We start from the raw sequence: 23,376 nt of genomic DNA, 5'->3' as shown, positions 1-23,376 counted from the left end.
GCTATATGCTTAACAAAGTGTTAATTTTCACAATCAAAGGAGGTAATTTATGGCACAAGATACGGAAGAATGGTCAAGTAGATGGGCCTTTATAGCTGCAGCTATTGGAATGGCAGCAGGAACGGGTAATATTTGGAGATTTCCTAGAGTTGCTGTTCAAAATGGAGGCGGAAGTTTTATTATTGCTTGGTTAGTAGCTTTATGTGTCTGGTCTATTCCGTTATTAATAGCAGAAATGGTGATTGGTAGAAAGGCTAGGCAAGGGATAATTGGTGCTTTTAAAAAATTAGGAACTGCTAAGGATACCAGGATGGGAGTCTGGATTAGCTGGGTTTGTATTGCTATTATGTCTTATTATTCTGTAGTAATGGGTTGGACAATTAAATATTTTGGTTTAAGTTTAACTGGCAGTTTGACTACAAATACGCAACAAATTTGGAATAATCTTATTTCCTCTCCTTCCCAAACAATTTTATTTCATTTTATAGCTGTATTCACTTGTACTTTTGTAGTTTATAAAGGAGTTACAGATGGGATAGAGAAGGTTACTAAGCTTTTAATTCCTGCTTTATTTGTGATTTTAATTATTTGTGCTGTAAGAGCTTTATCACTTCCTGGAGCTGAAAAAGGTATTAAATATTTATTTAGTATAGACTTTAATAAGTTGTTAACTCCTAAAATTTGGTTAGAAGCTTTTACTCAATCAGCTTGGTCTACAGGAGCAGGTTGGGGATTTATTATTACTTATGCTGTTTATACTAAAAAGAAAGATGATATTGGGTTAAATTGTGTAATAACTGGTGTCAGTAATAGTGTTGTTTCTATACTTGCTGCTTTAGGAATTGTGCCTACGATTTTTGCTCTTTCTTCTCAGCAAGGAGCTATGGAAGCTATAAATTCTGGTAATACAGGTTTAGCTTTTATTTACTATCCTAAACTTTTTCCTACTATGGCGGGAGGAGAACTATTAGCTATTTTATTTTTTCTAGGAATGATGATGGCAGCATTGACTTCACTGATTGCTATGTTTGAGGTTGCAGTTAAAAACTTAATAGATTATGGTCTGAGTAGACAAAAGGCTGCTATTGTTTCTGGAGTAATGGCCTTTATTATTGGTTTGCCGTCAGCTTATAATATTAAATTTTTAAATAATCAGGATTTTGTTTTAGCAGTAGGTTTATTGATGAGTGGATTATTTGTAAGTTTAATCATTGCTAAATATGGTCCAGAAAAGTTACGGCAAAATGATATTAATACAGAGTATAATGATTTATATATAGGTAGATGGTGGAACTGGTGTATCAAGATTATTCCGGGCATCTTTACAATTATATTTGGCTGGTGGATTTGGCAGTCTATTTCTATGTATCCTGAATCTTGGTGGAATCCATTTAAAACCTATAGTTTAGGAACTATAATTCTCCAATTTGCAATTATTTGGGGAATCATTACTTATCAAAATAATTGGTTTGCAAGTAATTTTATTAATTCAGAGGAAACTGAGGAAGATGAAACAACTGTAGCTTAGCTTTAAACTGCCTTGTGGATATTTATTATCCCAAGGCAGTTCTTTTTATTATTAAGAAATTCAAATATTTTGTGGATATTTTTACTATGATTAGTTATAATAATGTTAAGTGTAACTATATTTTTAGATTTTTAATTATAGGGAGGCTAAATATTATGAAAATGTCACAAATGTACATACCAACTTTAAAGGAAACACCGGCTGATGCTGAAGTGGTAAGTCACCAATTAATGTTAAGATCGGGAATGATGAGAAAATTAACTTCTGGGATTTATAATTATTTACCCTTAGGTTATAAGATAATTAAAAAGTTTGAAGATATTGTTAGAGAAGAAATGAATAAATCTGGAGCTCAGGAAATATTATTACCTGCTTTACAACCAGCTGATTTATGGAGAGAATCTGATAGATTTGATGATTATGGTCCAGAATTGATGAAATTAAAGGATAGACATGGTAGAGATTATTGTTTAGGGCCAACTCACGAAGAAGTGATTACTGATATGGTACGGGATGAGATTAGATCTTATAAAGACCTACCACTTAATTTATATCAGATTCAGACTAAATATCGAGATGAAATTAGACCTCGCTTTGGTGTCTTACGTGGTCGAGAATTTATCATGAAGGATGCTTATAGTTTTGATATTGATGAAGAAGGACTAGATAAGAGTTATCAAGCTATGTATGATGCCTATTGTCGAATTTTCGAGAGATGTGGTCTAGAATACAGACCAATTACAGCCGATACAGGGGCTATTGGTGGTGACGATTCTCATGAGTTTATGGTTTTAGCTGACGCGGGCGAAGATGTTGTAGTTTATTGTGAAGAATGTGACTATGCTGCTAATTTAGAATTGGCTAAATCAGAAGTGGAGTTAGAAGCGACTGATGAACAGCCTAAAGAATTAGAAGTAGTGGATACTCCTAATGCTTCTACTATTGCTGAGGTAGTAGATTATTTAGATCTACCAGTTTCTAAAATGATTAAGGCAGTTTTATATGAGACTCAAGATGATGAAGTCGTGTTAGCTTTAGTTAGAGGAGATTATGAAGTTAATGAAGTTAAATTATCTAATTTATTAGATGTTGTTAATCTGGAGATGGCTTCTGATGAAGTTTATGAGACAGAATTAGATACTGTTAAAGGGTTTACTAGTCCAATTGGTAGAGAGGATAAAGAAGTAAAAGTAATTGCTGATAATTTAGTAATGGAGATTGTAAATGGAGTAGCAGGAGCTAATGAACAGGATCAACACTATATTAATGTTAATCCTAAAAGAGATTTTGCAGTAACCGAAGTTGCCGATATTAGAGAAGTAAAAGAAGGAGAAGCGTGTATTAGATGTGGAGGTACACTAAACCATACTGAGGGAATTGAAGTTGGACAAGTATTTAAATTAGGTACTAAATATAGTGAAGCTTTAGGTGCTACTTATTTAGATGAAAACGGCAAAGATCAACCAATGGTGATGGGTTGTTATGGAATAGGAATTACTAGAACAGTAGCTGCTGCTATTGAGCAAAATCATGATCAATATGGCGTTAAGTGGCCTAAATCTTTAGCTCCATATATGGTTCAGTTACTACCTTTAGGAAATAGTGACCAGGTACAAGGAAAAGCGGAAGCAATTTATGAACAATTAAATTCTGAAGGAGTAGAAGTATTATTAGATGATAGAGAAGAAAGAGCTGGCGTTAAGTTCAATGATGCTGATTTAATTGGTGGTCCTATTCAGGTGATTATCGGTCAGAATTCACTTGAAGAAGATAAATTAGAGGTTAAGTTACGACAGACAGATGAAGAATTAGAGATTGATGCTAATAATTCAGTTGCTAAAATTAAAGAATTAATCACCCAACAAGACTAGAATTAAAGCCCTGTAGATTTTCTACAGGGCTTTACTAATTGTTTATAACTTGTTTTAATAATTAAATTTTTTTAGGATAACTATTTAATACTTGGCATCCATTGTCAGTAACTAGCACTAGATCTTCAATTCTAACTCCAAATTTTTTTGGTAGATAGATACCAGGTTCTACGCTAAAGGCCATACCAGGTTTTAATTTTTGGTTATTCCCTTGTACAATATAGGGGTCTTCATGACAATCCATGCCGATACCATGTCCTGTTCTATGAATAAAGTAGTCCCCATAACCTTGTTCAGTAATATAATTGCGAGCTACTTGATCTACTTCCTGAGCTGTTACTCCGGGCTGAATATACTCTTCTGCTAATTGTTGAGCTCTGAGAACTATTTGATAAACTTCCTTTAGTTTATCACTAGGTTGCCCAAAACAGATTGTTCGTGTCATATCAGAACAATAACCATTGTAAACCCCACCAAAATCAATTACTATAGCCTTACCTTCCTCTATTTCATCTTGCCCTGTAACGTGATGAGGTAAGGCACCATTAGCTCCTACTCCAACTATAGGTTTAAAAGATAAATCCTCCATACCAACTTGTTTGAGTTCAAATTCTAAAGTTGTAGCAAGCTCCTGTTCTGTTTGCCCAATCCAGTCTCTACTATTAATAACTTTTTTCAGTACTTCATCTGTCAATTGAGAAGCTTTAGTCAATAATTCGCGTTCACGTTTATCTTTCTTAATTCTTAATTCAGTAAATATATCATTGATCAATGTGAATTCACTTTTTTGTAATTTCTCTTGTAATGGAAGTAAAAAAACAGCTGGCATTTCATTTGTAACGCCTACTGTAGCTTGTAGTAGTTTCTTGGTTGTTAGTTTTTGGTTTAAAAGTTCTAATGGTTTATCATCTTCATCTTGCCAGAATACTGCTTCTTTAATTGGGGTTTCTTCAATTTGTGATTTATACAGTTTAGGAGCAATAAAGAAAGGTTCTCCTGTTTTGGGTAATACAAGCATAAAGAATCGTTCATGACTTTCACCGGCATAACCAGTCAGATATCTTAGATTAGTAGAGGGAGCAACCAATAAATAATCTATATTTTGCTGATTGATTAATTTTTGTGTTTTTTCAATTCGCTGTTGATAAATCCCCATTATTGCTTCCTCCTTAATTTCCAATTCACTTTTAAACGAGTAAATTAATTACTTTGTTTATTATTCTTGTATTATAAATCAGCTTTTTTGGATGGTGAATTCTTTGCTTCTGAAGTCATTAAAGTTACTATAATTAAGATAATGATGGCTGTTGGTACAGATACTACAATACTATTTACATCAAAGGGTTTTTTAAGTATAATCTCCCAAACTAATGTTACTATAACCCCTGATACCATAGAAGAAATTCCACCAGCTCTAGTTACTCGATCCCATAAGAAGACAGCTAGTACTGCTGGAGTTATTCCGGCAGCATAAACTGTATAAGCATACATCTGAACTGCTAAGATAGTTGGAAAGTATCTAATTAATAAATATGCAATTACACCCAAAATTGGAATTGTAACTTTAGTAGCAACTAACTTCTGTTTGTCAGTTGCATTAGGATTAATATACTCGCCGTAAACATCATAAGTAACACTAGTAGCTGCTGATAAGAGATAAGAGTTACCAGTAGTAATTACAAAACCAGCTACTGCTGCTAACATTAAACCTCCAATTGCTGTAGGAATTACAGTAGTAGTTGAAATTAAAGCCATTCCTGGTTCAATGTTAGGGAAGATAGCTCGGGCTGCAAAAGCAATTACTGCTACTGCTGGATAGATAATAATGATACCTATAAACCAGCCTATAGATCCAACTTTTCCTTCTTTATCTCCTTTAGAAGATGCTAATCGCTGGTACATATTCTGATCGCCTAATAACAGAAAGACTGGGGGGAGAATATAACCAATTAATTGGAGTGGTGACAGACTGCCTAAAACATTAAGATGGGTCTCAGGGACACTAGTTACTACATTATTCCATCCTCCAGCATATCCGAGGACTGAAGGTACTCCTACAATTAAGCTAAATAGGATAATAAAAGCGCTTAGTGCATCTGTTGGCGCTACTGTCATTAGTCCCCCGATAGCAGCCAAAAAGATCATTAAAGCAGCTGAAATAATAGTTCCTAATTCTACTGACATACCAGTGGTAACATTTAATACATAACCTAAACCTTTATATTGATAAGAAACTATTCCTACATAAGCTAATACAATAATGATACTGGATAATATTTTTGCTTCTACACCATATTTATCTTCTAAAATACCCGATATAGTATATTTTCCGTAAGCTCTAATTTTGGGGGCTATCAAGGATAATAATCCAATTCCAATTAATCCCTCTGCACAGAAGAATAATGCTGGACCTAAGCCAAAAGAATAAGCCAGTGAATTACCCCCTCCGGTAACTGTTCCACTTCCACACCAAGTGGCAATCAATGTCCCCATTAAGACTACTGGTCCTAAGGATTTACCAGCTAAAACAAAGTCTTCACTGTTAGATATCTTGCGAGAAAAATAAATCCCCATCAAAATCATAATTAATGCATATCCACCCAAATACCATAAAAAGTTAGGATTATGTGTTACTCCTTCCATTATTACCATCCTTTCTAAATTAAAATTAAAGTTTTCAAATCAAAAAAGTCGCTTCTAGTTTAAAGAACTTTATAATATCCTTTATTTAGACTATCTAAAATAAATTCACAGTACATATTATAGTAAATATTATAAAATTCGTCAATATTTTTTTCATTTAATATAATTTAAGAATTCTAAAAAATTAAAGATTATTTTGTTAAATTATCTAATTGCATAATTAATAAATTTATATAAAATTGATTTTTCTATTTACAAAAGGATGATAATATATTATAATAAGTACTAGAGTAGAAAGTAAAATAAAAAAACAGGGGAATAGCTGTATCCATGGTGGATACCCTGGACTTCAAATCCAGTGGCAGGCAGCTTTAGTTGTCTGTGGTGGGTTCGATTCCCACATATTCCCGCCTTTATAAAGTACAGGACTGTTTTTAAGAACAGTCTTTTTTTATTTTTTTGGGTTAAAATTTTATTTCTTATATAATAATAAATTAGTAACTCCTCTTCAATCCACTGAATAGACTATTAAGAGAAAGGGGAGTTTATTATGAGGTACACCTATGTACCAGTTAAGATTAAGACTTCACGTTTAATCAGGCCAAGACTAGAGGTATTATATCCTAAGGTAGTAGGCATGAGAGACTCATCTATTCAGCGGAAGATAAATCAAGATATCTATAATTTAGTGCGAGAGATGATTAGCGAACAGGGCTATTATGAAAATCCGCAGACAGTAATTGATGCTACTTATCAAATTAAGAATAATCAAAATAGAGTTTTAAGTCTGTCATTAATTAATTATGCTTATGCTGGGGGAGCACATGGCTTAACAATAGTTAAGTCCCTAAATTTTGATTTAGATACAGGAGAAAGTTATCAATTAAGCGAGCTTTTTAAGGTAGATAGTAATTATAAAAAACGTTTATCCGAGCTTATTGCTCAGGATATTATTGAACGCGATATTCCTACTTTAGATGAGTTTACAGGGGTTAGAGAGGATCAGGATTATTATATAGCTGATAAGACATTAGTGGTTTATTTTCAATTATATGAGATTACTCCTTATGCTTATGGGTTTCCCTGTTTTCCAATTGTAGGTTATACAATTGAGGATATCATCGCTGATACTAGTCCTCTAGGAATGACATTAAGATGTTTTTAAAATAGAAAAAATATTTAGGACAGAAGTTGATAGGAAGACTTGACCATAGGAAAAAGTAATAATCTTCTAATGAATATTGAGATATGAAATATTTCTATATAGTAAATTAAATGAAGAATGGGGTAGTAAGAAATTGAGAGTTTAAAATCATCTGTCCCTCTGATATAATAAAGCAAACTAGAGTAGAAAGGATGGAGTAGAATGAAGTATATTAGTACCCGGGCCAACTACCAAGCGGTAAGTGTAGCAGAAGCAATTCAGTTAGGGATGGTTCCCTCAGGAGGATTATTTGTTCCCCAAGAGATACCTACTTTTACGGAAGAAGATATTTATAAATTACAGGATAATAGCTACCAAGAGATAGCCCAACAAGTATTAGCTAAGTTTTTGACTGATTATAAATCAGAGGAATTAAAACAGGCAATTGAGGCTGCTTATAACCAGGATAACTTTGCAGTTGAGGAGATTACTCCAGTAGTTAAATTAGCTGAGGGCCAATATATCTTAGAGCTGTGGCATGGTCCAACTGCTGCCTTTAAGGATTTAGCACTTCAGTTAATGCCTCATTTATTATCAAAAGCAATTGAGAAGGTAAAATTAGATGATGATCTAGTAATTTTGGTAGCTACTTCTGGAGATACAGGAAAAGCTGCTTTAGAGGGTTTTAAAGATGTACCAGGCATTGATATTATAGTCTTTTATCCTGACGAGGGAGTTAGTAAAGTCCAAGAACGACAGATGGTAACTACTAGCGGAGCTAATACCTCTGTAGTAGCTGTAGAAGGAAACTTTGATGACTGCCAAACTAAGGTTAAAGAGATATTTGGTGATCAAGACTTTAAGCAAGTTATAGCCCAAGAAGGTTATCAGTTTTCTTCTGCTAACTCAATTAACTGGGGTCGTCTAGTACCACAAATTATTTATTACTTTGCAGCTTATGCTGATTTATTAAGCAATAATCAACTGGAAGAAGGCGCCAAAATAAATATTAGTGTACCTACAGGAAACTTTGGGAATATCCTAGCAGCTTATTATGCTTCTCAGATGGGACTGCCGGTTAATCAATTAATTTGTGCTTCGAATGACAATAATGTTCTAACTGATTTTCTGAAGACAGGAGTCTATGATATTAATCGCGACTTTAAACAGACTATTAGTCCGTCAATGGATATTTTAATTTCTTCTAATTTAGAAAGATTTTTATTTGAGATGACTGGTCATGATGCTGCTAAAATTAACAATTGGTATCAGCAGTTACAACAAGAAGGTAGGTTTGAGATTGACCTGGAGACACAAGAAAAGATAGACCAGTTATTTAGTGGCGAGTATGCTACTGAAGAAGAGACATCAGAGACTATTAAAGAAGTATTTGAAGAGTATGATTATCCTGTCGATACCCATACTGCAGTAGGAATTAATTGTTATCAGCAGTATCAGGAGAAGACTAAGGATCAAACACCAACAGTGATTGCAGCGACAGCTAATCCATATAAATTTAGTCCTGCGGTACTAAAGGCTTTACAGGGTACAGTTAAGCTAGAGGATGAATTTGCAGTTGTAGATAAGTTACAAGAAGTGACTGGCTTAGAGATACATAGTGGACTGCAAGGTTTACAAGACCAAGAAATCAAAAACTACAGAAAATCGAGTAGTAGCGGACTTAAAGAGGAAATCAAAGATATTTTAGCAATAGAATAGAGTTTAATCAGGGATAGGCTATTTTAGTCTATCCTTTCTTAGTGATTTTTATAGTTTTGAATTTGCACTCCTGTGAGTCCTGATGAATCTCCGTGAAGATCTGCTGATAACAGATAGCACATAGTAGACAGCTAATAGAGCCTTTTAGTTTTGCTGGTCAGTAATCTGGTTGACTAATTGCCGAAAATAAGTTGCGCCCCCTTTTTTAACGTATAAATAACCAATAGTAGAGGTTATGAGTCCACCTAAGGAATCAACAATTAAATCCCACATCGTATCTACTAAGCTTGATTTTTGCATATTCAAGCCGAAATTTAGATCCATGAAAAACTCAAATATCTCCCATAAAGCCCCGACAGAAAGAGCAAAGGTGAAAGAAAAGATAGCAATAAAGAGAGGACTTAGAGTTACTTTGATTTGTTGGCCTTGATTTAAAAGATAGACTAATATAAAGCCAATAAACCCGAGGATAATTCCTGATAGAGCATGTAACATTATATCCCACCACCAGAACTTAAGATAGTACTCTTGTAACTCTCCTAAATAGAGAGAAGCAAAGATGAAGAGTAAAATAATAATCTTAAAGCCAGAAGGGATATAAATGTGGTTTTTTTCGGCAACTATAAATGGTAAGTAGGTTAACAATAGAGTTAGAATTGAAATAAAGAGATTAAACCAGTGTTGAGTTATTATATTACCAATGATTGCTCCTATTAATAACAATCTAAATAAGCGAGCGATGATTTTATGAATTTTATATGTAGTATCTTCCGGGCCAATGATAGACATAGTATTACCTTCCTTTTATTTTTAGCCTTTAAATATAAACTTAAAGAAGTCAGCTACAAATACCTTTACATATATTATTTATTCTAGTGCTTAATTACTTGTTAAGGAGATATTAGTGCTGTTAGGCTTTAGTTTAAGTAATTTATTCATAAAAATAATGACTTAATATACACTAAATTATAAGATTATTTTCATTATTTATCGTATATATTATTCGTAAAGTAAGGGAGATTTGATAATAATTCCTTGGTGAATGACTGCTATGTGCTTTTGTTGTAATTAATAATTATTACTGCTATAATATTAGGCAGAGAGGTGACAAGTAATGACTAAAGATAAAATAGTAGTTAAAGGAGCCGAAGAACATAATCTTAAAGATATAGATGTGGAGCTTCCCCGAGATCAATTAGTAGTGCTGACTGGTTTAAGTGGTTCAGGTAAGTCTTCCTTAGCTTTTGATACTATCTATGCTGAAGGACAACGCAGATATGTAGAGAGCCTATCAGCATATGCTCGCCAGTTTTTAGGTCAGATGGAAAAGCCTAAAGTGGAGTATATTTCAGGTTTATCGCCTTCTATTTCTATTGATCAGAAGACAACTAGTAAGAATCCTCGGTCTACAGTGGGAACAGTTACTGAGATCTATGATTATTTGCGTCTGTTGTACGCTCGAGTAGGAACCCCACATTGTCCTGAGTGTGGGCAGGAGATTTCCTCGCAGACAGTCCAGGAGATTGTAGATCAGGTACTGGAGTTAGAGGAGCGGACTAAATTCCAGGTATTAGCTCCAGTAGTCCGCGGGCGAAAAGGAGAACACCAGGATATCCTAGATCAGGTTAGTCGAGAAGGGTATGTCAGAGTTAAAGTTGATGGTGAGATTAAAGATTTGGCCCAGGAGATTGAGTTAGATAAGAATAAACAACATTCTTTAGAAGTAGTAGTCGATAGATTAATAATGAAAGAGGATTTAAAATCTAGACTGGCTGATTCTATAGAGACGGCTTTGGATTTAGCAGAGGGGTTAGTAATTATTGATGTAATAGATGGTGCAGAGATGTTATTTAGTGAAGAATTTGCTTGTCCAGATTGTCAAGTTAGTCTAGAGGAATTATCGCCCCGGATGTTTTCTTTTAATAGTCCTTATGGAGCTTGTTCAACCTGTGAAGGTTTAGGAAATAAACGAGAGTTTGATCCGGACTTAATCTTAGATTATGATTCTTCCTTAAATGGCGGAGCAATTATCCCTTGGCGGAAGACGAGAAGCCGATTTCAGCCGCGGGCAGTAGAAGCACTAGCTGATAAGTATAATATTGATCGGGACAAGCCGCTGGAGGAAGTAGATCAGGAGTTTATTGAGATTTTACTGTATGGTGATGATAGTCCAGTTAGTTTTCCTTATACTAACCGAAGGGGGACTACTAAACAGCAGACTATTACCTTTAAAGGCTTAATTTCTATTTTGAAGGAGAAATTGCGGAATAAGAGTTCTAATCGGGCCAAAAAGAAACTAGAAAAGTATATGACTGTCCGGGCTTGTCCAGATTGTGGCGGGAATAGATTAAATCCGTCTAGTCTAGCTGTCACAGTTGGAGATAGATCAATTGCAGAGGTAACTGCTATGTCAATTGCTGATTGTTATGAGTTTTTTGCTAATTTAGAGTTAACAGGACAAGACAAGGTGATTGGAAGTGAGATCCTAAAAGAAATCAGACAACGGCTAAATTTCTTAACTGAAGTCGGATTAGAATATCTAACCTTAAATCGCTCAGCTGGTACTCTATCAGGAGGAGAAGCCCAGCGGATTCGGTTAGCTACTCAGATTGGTTCGCAACTAGTAGGAGTTATCTATATCTTAGATGAACCTAGTATTGGGCTGCACCAACGGGATAACCAGCGGTTATTGAATACACTCCAGGAATTGAGAGATATCGGTAATACAGTCTTAGTAGTAGAACATGATGAAGAGACTATTAAAGCTGCTGATGAAATAATTGATATTGGCCCAGGAGCAGGCCGGCATGGAGGAGAGATAGTAGCCCAAGGTGATTTAGAAGATATCAAACAAGAACCAGCCTCAATTACTGGTCAGTATTTGGCAGGAGAGAGAAAGATAAAAGTACCAAAGGAGCGGACTAAACCAAGTGGTGATTTGCTAACGATTAAAGGGGCTCAGGAGCATAATCTCCAGAATATTGATGTCGAGATTCCTTTAGGAGTTTTCACCTGTGTAACAGGAGTTTCTGGCTCAGGGAAGAGTACTTTAATTGATGAAACACTTAAGCGACGCTTAATGCAGGAGTTTTATGATTCCAAGTTAAAGCCGGGCCAACATGAGGCAGTAGAAGGTTTAGACCAGGTAGATAAGATAGTTAATATTGACCAGTCCCCAATTGGGAGGACGCCTCGGTCTAACCCAGCTACCTATACTAAAGTATTTGATTATATCCGCGAAGTCTTTGCTAAAACGCCATTGGCCCAGGAGAGAGGTTATAAGAAAGGACGGTTTAGTTTTAATGTCAAAGGAGGCCGCTGTGAGTCCTGTAAAGGCCAAGGAATCGTTCAGATAGAAATGCACTTTTTAGCTGATGTCTATGTGCCGTGTGAAGTCTGTGATGGAGCAAGATATAACCGGGAGACACTAGAAGTAACCTACAAAGGAAAGACAATTGCCGATGTGTTGGATATGACAATAGAAGAAGCATTAGATTTCTTTCAGAATATCCCGAAGATTAAACGTCGGCTCCAGACGTTATATGATGTAGGGTTAAGTTATATGAAGTTAGGCCAACCATCTACTACGCTCTCAGGTGGGGAAGCCCAGCGAGTTAAATTAGCTTCTGAGCTGAGTAAGCGGAGTACAGGTAGTACAGTTTATATCTTAGATGAGCCAACGACTGGTCTCCACTTTGCAGATGTAGATAAATTATTAAGTGTCTTACAGCGATTGAAAGAAGGCGGCAATACAATTATTGTTATTGAGCATGATCTTGATGTTATTAAATCAGCTGACCATATTATTGATCTTGGTCCTGAAGGTGGAGACAAAGGAGGAGAAGTAGTAGCTACTGGAACTCCAGAAGAGATTGCCGAAGTAGAGGAGTCTTATACAGGACAGTTCTTAAAACAAATAATTGAGAATTGATAATTGAGAGTTAAAAATCAAGTCCAAAACCAACTACTTTTATAGTTTACTAGGCAAGAGTTTTCTCACTTTCTGAATTTTTTCAAACTCATCTACAGCTCACTGCTTAAAAATAAGGCTAATCTAATTTAATGTCCTGCAAATTAGATTAGCCAAGCCTTATTTTTATTCCAGATCGCTAAGATTCGTTACTAAAAAATTCAAATTTCGTTGTGAAACTCTTACCTAGTAATATCGTTTTAGTTTTGGTTTAATTTAAGTAGAACAATCAGTGCCCTGTGATTAAAATGAGTGGATAATATATGCTCTAGAATTACTTTAAATGCTGTAGAAACTTTTTAATGGTATAAAACATTGATTGTTCTACCCTTGAAATCTTTTGGTAACTTTTATAGTTTAATAAAAGTTACTCGGAAAAAAAGCTACTTTGTAGCTTTTCCGAACTAGCTGTTGAATTTTTATTACTAACTTTTTATTAAAAAGTGAAGTATTATACTGTCAATTGTAAATTGAAGTTTGGGGGTGTTACTAGTGGAACTAAAAGAAAAAGCTAAGAATTTACCTCACGAACCAGGAGTCTATCTAATGAAGAACCAACGAGGCGAGATAATTTATGTGGGGAAGGCTAAATCTTTACGCCGGCGAGTTGGTTCTTACTTTAAACAAGCTAAGCACCAGCGGTTTAAGACAACAGTTTTAGTCAACCGAATTACTGAGTTTGATTATATTATTACGGATACCGAGATGGAAGCTTTGATTTTAGAGAATAATCTGATCAAAAAGCATAATCCAAAGTTTAATATCCAGCTTAAGGATGATAAGACCTATCCTTATATTAAGGTAACACTAGAGGATAGATATCCCCGCGTCTATAAGACAAGACTAGTCAAACAGGATGGGGCGCGTTATTTTGGCCCTTATACTGATCCTAAGGCAGTAAATGATATGTTGGAATTGCTTCATGATCTCTACCCTTTACGGACCTGTAAGCAAGAGTTAACAGCTCAGAAAAAAGATCGGGCTTGTCTGAATTATCATATTGATAAGTGTCTAGGGCCTTGTATTAATCAAATTAGTGTAGCTGATTACCAAGCTATGGTTGAGCAAGTAGTTATGATCTTAGAAGGTAAAGCAGCTGATTTACAAGATGAGTTAGAAGAAAAAATGGAAGCCGCAGCAGAAGAGTTAAATTTTGAAAGAGCAGCTCAACTGCGAGATCAGCTAGATGCTATTGATCAGATCACCCAACAGCAGAAGGTGGTTACAGAAGAGTTAGTGGATCGAGATGTAGTTGCTGTAATTGAGCAGGAAGAAGTTATCTGCTTACAACTGTTGATTATTCGCAATGGTAGATTAATTGGGCAAGAGGACTTTATCTTTACTGAGGTACAGGATAAACGGATTACTTTAACTTCTTTTCTACAGCAGTATTATGATACTGCTTATTATATTCCGCAAGAAATCTTAGTAGATACTAAATTAGAAGATCAGGATTTGCTTGTTGATTGGTTATCAGAACGAGAAGGACGTAAAGTAGAGCTTAAAGTACCTCACCAAGGAGAGAAAAAAGAGTTAGTAGAGATGGCAGTTCGCAATGGCCGGCAAAATCTAAAAGAGTATAATCTCCAGCAGGTATTACATTCGGCGGGGACTGGCTCAGGGGTAAAGGAGCTACAACAAGAACTAGAACTGCCCACTCCTCCCTACCGGATTGAAGGATTTGATATTTCTACTATTCAGGGCCAAGCTACTGTAGCTTCATTAGTTGTCTTTGAGAATGGGCAGCCAGCCAAGAGTGACTACCGCCGGTTTAAGATCAAGAGTTTAGAGGGCCAAGATGACTTTAGAGCTATGCAAGAGGTGATCAAGCGTAGATATTCTAAATTATTAGATGAAGGAAGAGACTGGCCTGATTTAATCCTGATTGATGGCGGTAAAGGTCAATTAAATGCTGCTTATGATGTTTTAGCAGAATTAGGGAGAAGCTCTCAACCAATTATTAGCCTGGCTAAACAGGAAGAAGAGATCTTTAAACCTGGTAGAGAAACCCCTGTTATCTTACCTCGCGATTCAGCTGCTTTATATCTAGTCCAGCGAGTTAGAGATGAAGCTCATCGCTTTGCTGTTAGTTACCATCGTAAGTTACGCTCGCGGAGACTAACTCATTCTATGTTGGATGATATCCCTGGGATAGGGAAGCAAAAAAGACAGGCTTTATTACAACATTTTGGTTCGCTTAATGATATCAAACAGGCTGCTCCAGAAGAACTAACAGCAGTAGAAGGGGTTGGGCCTAAGTTGGCCCGACAGGTTAGAGACTATATTAAGGCCAATTTGCGTCCGTGATAAAGCAATAGTTGTCTAGTGGAGCTGTTACTTGTTTTCAGAAAATTAATTCATTTCATAAAAATTTGATAATTAGTCAGAAATAGTGTATACTGAATATCTAATAAAAGAAGTATACTAAGCAATTTTTATTATGAATATAAACCAGGCCAATATCTAGCTTATCCTTGCCAATGTTGTGGACAGAAGATGCAGTTAGAGGATGAATTCTCCCGTAGAGATAAAGTTGCTTTAAAATGTAATGATTGTAAAGAATAAACAAACTTTTTAGTTGGTAAGTAATGACTTTCATAACTCATTATGTTGAATTTAGTATAAAAGTAATGCTCCTAGAACACAATAATTAAGTAGTAACAGATAGATTGTTTTAGGAGGCGGTAAAATGAAACATGCTACCTTTAAGGTAACAGGTCCGGCTAAAGTTAGCGGTAAGCAAGCTATCAAAGCAGCTTTGACTCAGGTGGAAGGGGTTAAAAAAGCCCAAGTTAATCTTAACCGAGATCAAGTTACAGTTCGGTTTGATACTTCACAAACAGAATTAAGTCGCCTGAAAGATGAAGTGAGAGCTGCTGGATATGAGGTTAGTAGTTAATTTTAGACCACTTCCTAGGAAGTGGTTTTTTATTTTGCTTGATTTATTATATAATAGACTAAGAGGTGATTAAAATGGCTTCTTATCAAGATCAAAAAGAGGAATTAGTTACTCGATTAAACAGAATTGAAGGTCAAGTGCGAGGAATCAAGAAGATGATTAAAAAAGAAAAATACTGTGTTGATGTTTTGACTCAGATAGCTGCTAGTAAAGGAGCATTGAATAAAGTTGCTAGGAATATTTTAGAGAATCATATTCATGGTTGTGTTCAGGAAGCTATAGGTAATGATAATGGTGAGGAGATGATTGATGAACTAATGGAAGTGATTGATAAATTCACTAATTAAATTAGAATTTAGGGGAGGGATTAAAATGGAGTATGAATTATTAGCAATAGATTTAGATGATACACTGCTAGGAGATGATTATAAGATAGCAGCTCGAACTCAAGAAGCAATTAAACAAGCTGAAGAATTAGGAGTCAAGGTAGTGATTGCTACTGGTAGAATGTATGCTTCTGCACTACCTTATATCAAACAATTAGAGTGTACAGAAGAAGTGATTACTTATAATGGAGCTTTAGTCAAGGAAGCAGCTACAGATGAAATTATAGATCATCAACCCGTTCCTTTGGAGTTGGCCCAGCAAGTAAGTACTTATGTAGAAGAGCATGATTTACATTTAAATCTGTATGTGGATGATTTATTATACGTTAATAAAGTAGGGCTTGAAGCTGAATATTACGAAGAAGTTTCAGGAGTTAAACCAATCCTGATTGAAGAAGAAGTAACAGACTTTTTGGATCAACCTTCTACTAAGTTATTAATTGTAGAGAAAGATTTAGACCGAGTAGAAGAAATTTTGGCTGATTTAGAAGAACAGTTAGGCTCGCAATTATATATTACAGCTTCTAAGTCGTATTTTATTGAGATCATGACTCCTGATGTATCTAAGGCAGCTGCCTTAGATAGAGTAGCAGAAAAAGCAGGGATAGCTGCTGAAGATATAGTAGCTATTGGAGATAGTTATAATGATTTAGAGATGATAGATTATGCTGGATTAGGAGTAGCTGTTGATAATGCTCGCGGGCAGGTTAAAGAAGTAGCTGATTACATTACTTTATCCAATGATGAAGCAGGTGTAGCAGAAGTTATTGAAAAGTTTATTTTAGACTAGTTAGAGGAGATTAAAAGGTTGAAGGAGGATATTTAAGATTAATTTAGAAGCTAATAATAAACCCCAGAGAAAGGAAGGTTAAAAATGAATCAAGAGATAGAAAATTTACAGGAAGTAAAGGAATTTACGCCAGGAGACAAAAGACTAGTTTATTCAGCTACTCCAGAAGAGATTAAACAGGGGGCTACTACAGATGTTTATTTCATCAAGACTAGAGAAATTTTACAACAGTTAGACCACGCTGCTACTCCAGTTGTAGCTGAAATATTTGCTGGTAGTTCAGGAGTTGTAGCAGGGATCGATGAAGCTCTTAACTTATTAGCTGATAAAGAAGTACAAGTTTGGTCGTTAGAAGAAGGGGCTGAAGTAGAAAAAAAAGAAGTAGTTATGCGGATTAAAGGATCTTATAATGAATTCGGGATTTTAGAGACAGCTATTTTAGGTACTTTAGCTAATTCTAGTGGTTGGGCTACTGCTGCTAAAGAGTGTAAAGCAGCTGCTGGAGATAAGCCAATGTTATGTTTTGGGGCCCGACATGTCCATCCTGCTGTAGCACCAGTAATGGAGCGAGCAGCTTTGCTTGGTGGTGCTGATGGAGCTAGTTGTATTTTAGGAGCTAAATTAGCTGGACAAGAACCCTCCGGGACTGTACCTCATGCCTTGATTTTAACAGTAGGAGATACTTTAGAAGTAGCTAAATCCTATCATGAAATAATGCCGGAGCAAGAACCGCGGACTATCCTAGTGGATACTTTTCAGGATGAAGCAGTTGAGTCTTTAAGACTAGCTGAGGAATTAGGCCAGGATTTAGATGGGATTAGACTGGATACTCCTTCAGAGCGAGGCGGCGTAACCCCAGGTCTGCTCAAAGAGGTTAGAGCTAGACTGGATCAAGCTGGCCATGAGCAGGTTGATATTTTTGCCTCTGGGGGGTTAACGCCCGAACGGATTAGAGAATTGAAGAAGGTAGGAGCGGCTGGTTTTGGTGTAGGTAGTTATATTTCTTCTGCTGAAGCAATTAATATGACTATGGATCTTAAGGAAGTGGCTGGTAAACCAGTTGCTAAACGAGGTAGAATTCCGGGAGTAAGTGATAATCCGAGATTAGAGGTTAGACTATAGGTTTGATTTGTAAAAAAATCAGGATATAAAGTGGGGGGATAAAGAAGTATAAATTCTAGTAATTGTTGATTATTATTTACATAATGCGGAAAGGTGAAACTATGGGGATATGGGGTTTAATCAAGAAGAATTATGCAGAAATTTATAAGCATACATTTCCAGTTTTACTATTTAGCTTTTTTTGGTTTTTTACTGCAGGTCTCTTATTGATCACTAGTATTGTAGGACTGCAGGCTAAGTTTCTATTACCAGTTATTTTAGGGCTGGTTTTTGTAGGCTCTGCTACTGTTGGAAGTTTCTATCTGACTAATGCGGAATCAGTTTAATGGCTAGTAATACAACTGTTAATCTGTTAGTTAAATACAGAGTTAAAACTGATGTTAGTGGGCCAAATGAATTCCAGTAAGGAGCGGATAGTTATGGCAAAAGAGTATGTAGTAGGTATTGACTTAGGTGGAACTAAAATTTTAACAGCTGTAGCTGACTTAGCAGGGAATATCATAGCTGAAGTTAAAGTAGCAACAGAAGCAACTAAAGGTAAAGATACAGTAGTTACTAAGATTAAGGATACTGTCTATCAAGTAATAGATCAAGCAAAGATAAGCATAGAACAAGTAATCGGAATTGGGTTGGGTTCTCCTGGTCCGTTAAATATTGCAGAAGGTATTATCCATCATACACCTAATTTAGAATTAGATAATGTTAATATCATTGCTGAGTTAAGTGACTTAGAACCACCTGTTTTTCTGGAGAATGATGCTAATGCTGCTGCTTTAGGAGAGAAATACTTTGGGGCAGGCCAAGAGGTGGCAGATTTAATTTATGTCACAATCAGTACCGGTATTGGAGGCGGCATTATTATTGATGGGGAAGTTTATCATGGGGCTTATGATGGCGCTGGTGAGATTGGTCATCTGACTTTAGACCCTTTTAGTGACCGCCAGTGTGGTTGTGGTAATCATGGTTGCTGGGAAGCAGTAGCTTCAGGAACAGCTCTCAGTCGATTAGGTCGTGAAGCCTTAGAAGCTGGGCAAGATACCTTGTTAGCTGATTTAGTCGAGCAGTCAGCCGAGGTTAATGGTGCTGTAATTGCTCAAGCAGCTCAAGCAGGAGATGAGATAGCTTGTAATATATTAAACCAGGTGGCAGAATACTTAGGGATTGGTTTTGCTAGTTTGATTAATATTTTTAATCCGCAACAAATTGTAGTTGGTGGTGGTGTGGCAGAGTCTTGGGATTTGCTGGAGGATACTATCCAGGCTACAATTAAGAAGAGAGCAATGGCTAGTTTAGTAGATCAAGCTGAACTTGTTACTTCGCAGTTAGGCTCTAAGGTAGGGGTAATAGGAGCAATTGCTACTGCTCTAGTAGGTTTAGGTAGGTTATAGTGCATAACAGGAAGTTAATTTCAGATTAGGGGGCAATGCAAGGATTTAGCTCATGATGCTCTAACAGAGGCTAAACAAGGTAATTAGGACACAGCCGAAGAATATTTAGAGGAAGCTAGAGAGGGATTGATTGAGTTACACCAAAAAGTTGAAGATTAAAGGATTAATTTATTGGAAGCTTCATACACTAAAAATGAAGTTTCCTGATACATAAATTTTTAACTAGTAGTTTGGAGTGAAAGTATGGAAAAAATAGCTGTACAAGAAATGGTATCAGAATTTGAATTAGAAAAGTTGAATCAGGTAACTATTGATAGAGATATTACAGTTAGTGACATTAAGCGACCGGGATTGGAATTAGCTGGTTTTTTTGATTATTTTACTCCGGAACGAGTTCAGATTCTAGGGCGGACTGAAATATCTTTTTTAGAAGAATTGCCTGAAGAGTTACTCCAGGAAAGACTGACTAAATTTGTATCCTATGATGTTCCTTGTATTGTGATTACTAGAGGGATGAAACCATTACCTGAATTGACAGAGTTAGCTACAGAAGCTAATGTGCCGATTTTAGCTACTGATTATTCAACGACTAGTTTTATCAGTCGGTTAATTGAATACTTAGAGGAGAAGTTTGCTCCAGAAGTAACTAAACACGGAGTTTTAGTGGAAATTTATGGTGTAGGAGTCTTGATTAAAGGGAGTAGTGGAATTGGTAAAAGTGAGAGTGCTCTGGACTTAGTTAAACGAGGTCATCGTTTAGTAGCAGATGATGCAGTAGTTATTAGAAGGGTAACTCGGAATACCTTAGTGGGATCTGCTCCTGAGATTTCTAAGTACTATATGGAGTTAAGAGGTTTAGGAATTATTAACGTCAAAACTCTCTTTGGCGCAGGATCTATTAGGGAAGAACAGAATATAGATTTAATTGTAGAATTAGAAGAGTGGAATAATGAGGAAAACTATGATCGGTTAGGTCTAGAGAATGAAAAAGAAGGAATTTTAGATGTCACTGTACCTAAAGTTACTATTCCTGTTCGGCCGGGGCGGAATTTAGCTATGGTAATGGAAGTAGCAGCTATGAACTTCAGATTAAATAGTATGGGGTATAATGCAGCAGAAGAATTTACTAAAGGATTAAATGATGTCTTACAACATAAAGAAGATCAGTTTGATAATTTATAATTATAATTAAATAAATGGGGTGAAGTAGTGTGGAATTAAGTAATTTTACAGCAGAAGATTTTGTTACAATTGGAAGTGAAAAATCTTTAGGAAAGATGGCTAGTATGTTAGCCATGGTAGGCGATGATGCAGATGATAAATTAGTAGAAACCTTTATTGAAGATGATTATAATGCAGTAATTACTAGAGCTGGCGGAAAAGGAGAAGAATTAAAGAATAAAGTGTTACGGAATGCTTTAGGAGCTGCTGTGAAGGGTAATGTTATTGCTGATGATATCCAGAATCGGAGAGTATTAACTCGCTGTGTGGAACGAGCTTTGGCTGGTCTAAATGGGCCAATGAGCGGTATCTCAGGGGCAGGGATTAAGATTGGAATTGTTAAGCATGATGTTCATTTAGCAGTAGCTATTTATGGTAAGATTGGAATTCCTGGTTTAGAAGTTGATCATGAAATTTCTGGATTAGGAGTTCACTACTACGGATTAAAAGAAAACAAAGGAGAGTAAGTCGCTTCCAGGGCAGATGTTAATATCTGCTCTTCTTTTTTTATTTGGAGCGCTTCATAGTTGTCGTGTGCTGTCTGCTGTCAGTCAATTCAAAATCTAAATCGTACTAAATTAAATTTAGAAGCATCTTTCAAATATCTGCAGTTTAGAGAGTAATTAAGCAAGGTTTTGCCTGTGAATGGATTTTTCTTTGGCGGTTTTAGATAAAAAATTAACTTTATCAAATTGATAAAGTTCTATTATAGTTTGTTTTTTAGCTCACGACACACAGCTAATAGCACACGACTAATAACAGACAGCAGATGGCAGATAACTGATAACAGACGTAATATTCTTTCATCTCGCTCATAAGTATAGGTAGTAGAAGGAAAAAAGGGGCGAGATCAATGAATAAACTACAGTGGAGTTTATTACTTTGTTTAATTTTAATTCTATTATTTACAGTGGCAGTTGATGCGCAAAAAGAAACTATTTTTGAAACGGCAGATCCTGTTGGGGATGATTTTGGGCCTGGTAGTTATACTTACCCGACAAGTGATCAATTTAAACCATACGAAGGATTATTTGATCTAACAAACTTTAAAGTTGAATCTGCTGACGGAAATTATAATTTTTATTTTAAATTTAAGGAAGTGACTAATCCTTGGCATGCTGATTATGGTTTTAGTCATCAGATGATCCAGGTATATATTGATAATCAAGATGGTGGTAGCACCCAAGTCTTTAAACCAGGGGCTCATGTAAAGTTTGAGTCTCAGCATCCGTGGAATCAGTTAATTAAGTTAACTGGTTGGTCAGTAGAGATGTATTCTCCTAGTGATGACCCTCAACAGACACAGAGGTTACAGCAAGTTGATGTTACTTTAGAGGATCAGGTAATTAAGTTAAGTATCCCGCAGGAGAAAATAGGTTCCTTACAGGAAGCTCATTATTATGTATTAGTAGGTTCTTTAGATGGTTTTGGCTATGATAATTATCGCTCTGTAGTTGAGGAAGCAACAGGTTGGAAGTTTGGTGGCGGAACAGATACCGATTTAAATCCTAATCTGCTAGATACATTAGTTCCTGAGGGAATGAGCCAAAAAGAAGTATTAGGTAGTTTTGATCTAGAGGAAGGAGAGTTAGCTACTTTAAGAGCAGTTGGCCCGGAGTTGAGTCTACCGGTTAAATTTATAATTATTATTGCTTTTGCGATTGTCTTATTGCTTACAGTGGTAGGGGCTATAGTTAAATATATAATGAATAGATTTAAAGGAGTTTAAAATGTTACTTATAAAATAATATAATTAGTATAAACTATATAAAGAAATAATCAGGTAATCTAAGGAGGGAATATAATGCAACAAGAGGAAGTAGAAGTTACTCCTACCCCTATTACTACTGGAGAGCGAGTCTCTATTAATTATGAAGGGTTACTTTCTGAAAGTGGAGCTGACCAAGTTTATTTACATGCGGGAGTAGGTTTTAATGATAATTGGGAGGAAGTAACTGATATTGAGATGCATCCTAAAGGTGATGGTAGTTGGACAGCACAGATTAGAATCAATAGTGCGGATCGATTTAATTTCTGTTTTAAGGATTCCGCTAGTAATTGGGATAATAATAATGGTAGTGACTGGAGTTTTGAAGTGCATAACGGAGAATTATATACGCAATAATATAATGAATTGGCCTTCGGCTTACTTGTGCCGGAGGCTTTTTGTGTTGATGTATGGTGTCAAGAACAAGTGTGGTTAACTTTAAACTATTAAAAATAAATTAAAAACAGGGAACGAATATTCGTTCCCTGAATTAATTTAATCTTCATCTTTGTGGAGTACTTCTATCTTAGGTGCCAATTCTTCACTTGCTTCTAGATCATTAGCCTCATCGTCTGTTTCAGGTTTGAAGGTTTTGATTGATTTCTCTGTAGTTGGATTAAGCTCGTCACTAGTTTCTAGATCATAATCAGCAGTTTCTAATTGTGTTCCTTCCTCTGTTTCTTCTTCTTCTCTAAGCCAGTAATAATAGAAGATTAATACTCCTAACAAAGTAATACTAGCTGAAATCCATAACATAAGCCCACCTCTTTCAATCTATTTTATTTTTAATATGTTTTAAATCAGTATCAGATATTCGATTTCGTATAAAATTATTAAATTGATTTATTATAATTAACTAGACTACACCATTAATTTTTTATTTTAGCAGGATTTCCAACTAACTTATGGAAATAGTCATCATGGAGA

At 35.7% G+C, this 23,376-nt stretch carries 19 protein-coding genes and 1 tRNA gene; 16 read left to right on the top strand and 4 right to left on the bottom strand.

From position 1 onward, the window contains the following. Positions 1–49 precede the first annotated feature (49 nt). Positions 50–1,528, top strand: coding sequence for a sodium-dependent transporter (locus ACYQ3D_RS06325; protein ID WP_459837171.1), 1,479 nt, complete (start codon positions 50–52; stop codon positions 1,526–1,528). Between the two features lie 155 nt (positions 1,529–1,683). Beyond that, positions 1,684–3,399 (top strand): proline--tRNA ligase, encoded by a 1,716-nt coding sequence (locus tag ACYQ3D_RS06320; protein WP_459837170.1) that lies wholly within the window; start codon positions 1,684–1,686, stop codon positions 3,397–3,399. 61 nt (positions 3,400–3,460) lie between these two features. On the opposite strand, the gene ACYQ3D_RS06315 is transcribed toward ACYQ3D_RS06320, so the two are convergent. Then, positions 3,461–4,555 carry a M24 family metallopeptidase gene (locus ACYQ3D_RS06315; protein ID WP_459837169.1) on the bottom strand — a complete coding sequence of 365 codons (1,095 nt, stop codon included), beginning with the start codon at positions 4,553–4,555 and terminating at the stop codon, positions 3,461–3,463. Between the two features lie 71 nt (positions 4,556–4,626). Next, positions 4,627–6,042 carry a sodium:solute symporter family protein gene (locus ACYQ3D_RS06310; protein ID WP_459837167.1) on the bottom strand — a complete coding sequence of 472 codons (1,416 nt, stop codon included), beginning with the start codon at positions 6,040–6,042 and terminating at the stop codon, positions 4,627–4,629. Positions 6,043–6,356: 314 nt separating this feature from the next. On the opposite strand from ACYQ3D_RS06310, the gene ACYQ3D_RS06305 reads away from it, so the two are divergent. The 3 genes from ACYQ3D_RS06305 (at position 6,357) to thrC (ending at position 8,905) form a co-directional block, all read left to right on the top strand. Then, a tRNA-Sec gene (locus tag ACYQ3D_RS06305) sits at positions 6,357–6,452 on the top strand. Positions 6,453–6,592: 140 nt separating this feature from the next. After that, positions 6,593–7,207 carry a DUF3298 and DUF4163 domain-containing protein gene (locus ACYQ3D_RS06300; RefSeq protein ID WP_459837166.1) on the top strand — a complete coding sequence of 205 codons (615 nt, stop codon included), beginning with the start codon at positions 6,593–6,595 and terminating at the stop codon, positions 7,205–7,207. Between the two features lie 201 nt (positions 7,208–7,408). Continuing rightward, complete coding sequence (gene thrC, locus ACYQ3D_RS06295) at positions 7,409–8,905, top strand: threonine synthase (RefSeq protein ID WP_459837165.1); 1,497 nt, start codon at positions 7,409–7,411, stop codon at positions 8,903–8,905. A 144-nt stretch (positions 8,906–9,049) separates the two neighbouring features. On the opposite strand, the gene ACYQ3D_RS06290 is transcribed toward thrC, so the two are convergent. Further along, a complete protein-coding gene (locus tag ACYQ3D_RS06290) occupies positions 9,050–9,694 on the bottom strand; it encodes a DUF2238 domain-containing protein (protein ID WP_459837163.1) in 645 nt (214 codons plus the stop codon). A gap of 325 nt (positions 9,695–10,019) precedes the next feature. Here ACYQ3D_RS06290 and uvrA point away from each other — a divergent pair, with 325 nt between their 5' ends. The 11 genes from uvrA (at position 10,020) to ACYQ3D_RS06235 (ending at position 22,806) form a co-directional block, all read left to right on the top strand. Beyond that, positions 10,020–12,836, top strand: coding sequence for an excinuclease ABC subunit UvrA (uvrA, locus tag ACYQ3D_RS06285; RefSeq protein ID WP_459837162.1), 2,817 nt, complete (start codon positions 10,020–10,022; stop codon positions 12,834–12,836). Positions 12,837–13,367: 531 nt separating this feature from the next. Then, the gene (gene uvrC, locus ACYQ3D_RS06280; protein WP_459837160.1) at positions 13,368–15,182 is read left to right on the top strand and encodes an excinuclease ABC subunit UvrC; all 1,815 of its coding nucleotides are present in this window, start codon (positions 13,368–13,370) and stop codon (positions 15,180–15,182) included. A gap of 382 nt (positions 15,183–15,564) precedes the next feature. Continuing rightward, a complete protein-coding gene (locus ACYQ3D_RS06275) occupies positions 15,565–15,774 on the top strand; it encodes a heavy-metal-associated domain-containing protein (protein WP_459837158.1) in 210 nt (69 codons plus the stop codon). 74 nt (positions 15,775–15,848) lie between these two features. Next, positions 15,849–16,121, top strand: coding sequence for a metal-sensitive transcriptional regulator (locus ACYQ3D_RS06270; RefSeq protein ID WP_459837157.1), 273 nt, complete (start codon positions 15,849–15,851; stop codon positions 16,119–16,121). Between the two features lie 25 nt (positions 16,122–16,146). Further along, positions 16,147–16,950, top strand: a complete 804-nt coding sequence (locus ACYQ3D_RS06265) for a Cof-type HAD-IIB family hydrolase (RefSeq protein ID WP_459837156.1) — start codon at positions 16,147–16,149, stop codon at positions 16,948–16,950. Between the two features lie 84 nt (positions 16,951–17,034). Further along, positions 17,035–18,072 carry a nicotinate phosphoribosyltransferase gene (locus tag ACYQ3D_RS06260; RefSeq protein ID WP_459837154.1) on the top strand — a complete coding sequence of 346 codons (1,038 nt, stop codon included), beginning with the start codon at positions 17,035–17,037 and terminating at the stop codon, positions 18,070–18,072. 419 nt (positions 18,073–18,491) lie between these two features. After that, the gene (locus ACYQ3D_RS06255; protein ID WP_459837153.1) at positions 18,492–19,460 is read left to right on the top strand and encodes an ROK family protein; all 969 of its coding nucleotides are present in this window, start codon (positions 18,492–18,494) and stop codon (positions 19,458–19,460) included. 243 nt (positions 19,461–19,703) lie between these two features. Then, on the top strand, positions 19,704–20,642 hold the full coding sequence (gene hprK / locus ACYQ3D_RS06250; RefSeq protein WP_459837152.1) for an HPr(Ser) kinase/phosphatase: 939 nt from the start codon (positions 19,704–19,706) through the stop codon (positions 20,640–20,642). Between the two features lie 29 nt (positions 20,643–20,671). Further along, positions 20,672–21,148 carry a HutP family protein gene (locus ACYQ3D_RS06245; RefSeq protein WP_459837150.1) on the top strand — a complete coding sequence of 159 codons (477 nt, stop codon included), beginning with the start codon at positions 20,672–20,674 and terminating at the stop codon, positions 21,146–21,148. A gap of 386 nt (positions 21,149–21,534) precedes the next feature. Next, positions 21,535–22,410 (top strand): glucodextranase DOMON-like domain-containing protein, encoded by an 876-nt coding sequence (locus ACYQ3D_RS06240; RefSeq protein ID WP_459837148.1) that lies wholly within the window; start codon positions 21,535–21,537, stop codon positions 22,408–22,410. Positions 22,411–22,485: 75 nt separating this feature from the next. Further along, positions 22,486–22,806, top strand: coding sequence for a carbohydrate-binding protein (locus ACYQ3D_RS06235; RefSeq protein WP_459837146.1), 321 nt, complete (start codon positions 22,486–22,488; stop codon positions 22,804–22,806). A 138-nt stretch (positions 22,807–22,944) separates the two neighbouring features. Here the strand turns inward: ACYQ3D_RS06235 and ACYQ3D_RS06230 are convergent, their stop codons facing one another. Beyond that, positions 22,945–23,205: a hypothetical protein gene (locus ACYQ3D_RS06230; RefSeq protein ID WP_459837145.1), complete on the bottom strand. Its 261-nt coding sequence runs from the start codon at positions 23,203–23,205 to the stop codon at positions 22,945–22,947. Positions 23,206–23,376: the final 171 nt, after the last annotated feature.

This window comes from Halanaerobaculum tunisiense, assembly GCF_054657635.1.
Note: the sequence above shows the minus strand (reverse complement) of the source record. Positions and strands in the feature narration are given on the sequence as shown.

What these genes read in the sequence shown, in the direction of transcription:
- ACYQ3D_RS06325 (WP_459837171.1), top strand. Translation starts at nt 50, where the DNA reads ATGGCACAAGATACGGAAGAATGGTCAAGTAGATGGGCCTTTATAGCT.
- ACYQ3D_RS06320 (WP_459837170.1), top strand. Translation starts at nt 1,684, where the DNA reads ATGAAAATGTCACAAATGTACATACCAACTTTAAAGGAAACACCGGCT.
- ACYQ3D_RS06315 (WP_459837169.1), bottom strand. Translation starts at nt 4,555, where the DNA reads ATGGGGATTTATCAACAGCGAATTGAAAAAACACAAAAATTAATCAAT.
- ACYQ3D_RS06310 (WP_459837167.1), bottom strand. Translation starts at nt 6,042, where the DNA reads ATGGAAGGAGTAACACATAATCCTAACTTTTTATGGTATTTGGGTGGA.
- ACYQ3D_RS06300 (WP_459837166.1), top strand. Translation starts at nt 6,593, where the DNA reads ATGAGGTACACCTATGTACCAGTTAAGATTAAGACTTCACGTTTAATC.
- thrC (WP_459837165.1), top strand. Translation starts at nt 7,409, where the DNA reads ATGAAGTATATTAGTACCCGGGCCAACTACCAAGCGGTAAGTGTAGCA.
- ACYQ3D_RS06290 (WP_459837163.1), bottom strand. Translation starts at nt 9,694, where the DNA reads ATGTCTATCATTGGCCCGGAAGATACTACATATAAAATTCATAAAATC.
- uvrA (WP_459837162.1), top strand. Translation starts at nt 10,020, where the DNA reads ATGACTAAAGATAAAATAGTAGTTAAAGGAGCCGAAGAACATAATCTT.
- ACYQ3D_RS06275 (WP_459837158.1), top strand. Translation starts at nt 15,565, where the DNA reads ATGAAACATGCTACCTTTAAGGTAACAGGTCCGGCTAAAGTTAGCGGT.
- ACYQ3D_RS06270 (WP_459837157.1), top strand. Translation starts at nt 15,849, where the DNA reads ATGGCTTCTTATCAAGATCAAAAAGAGGAATTAGTTACTCGATTAAAC.
- ACYQ3D_RS06265 (WP_459837156.1), top strand. Translation starts at nt 16,147, where the DNA reads ATGGAGTATGAATTATTAGCAATAGATTTAGATGATACACTGCTAGGA.
- ACYQ3D_RS06260 (WP_459837154.1), top strand. Translation starts at nt 17,035, where the DNA reads ATGAATCAAGAGATAGAAAATTTACAGGAAGTAAAGGAATTTACGCCA.
- ACYQ3D_RS06255 (WP_459837153.1), top strand. Translation starts at nt 18,492, where the DNA reads ATGGCAAAAGAGTATGTAGTAGGTATTGACTTAGGTGGAACTAAAATT.
- hprK (WP_459837152.1), top strand. Translation starts at nt 19,704, where the DNA reads ATGGAAAAAATAGCTGTACAAGAAATGGTATCAGAATTTGAATTAGAA.
- ACYQ3D_RS06240 (WP_459837148.1), top strand. Translation starts at nt 21,535, where the DNA reads ATGAATAAACTACAGTGGAGTTTATTACTTTGTTTAATTTTAATTCTA.
- ACYQ3D_RS06235 (WP_459837146.1), top strand. Translation starts at nt 22,486, where the DNA reads ATGCAACAAGAGGAAGTAGAAGTTACTCCTACCCCTATTACTACTGGA.
- ACYQ3D_RS06230 (WP_459837145.1), bottom strand. Translation starts at nt 23,205, where the DNA reads ATGTTATGGATTTCAGCTAGTATTACTTTGTTAGGAGTATTAATCTTC.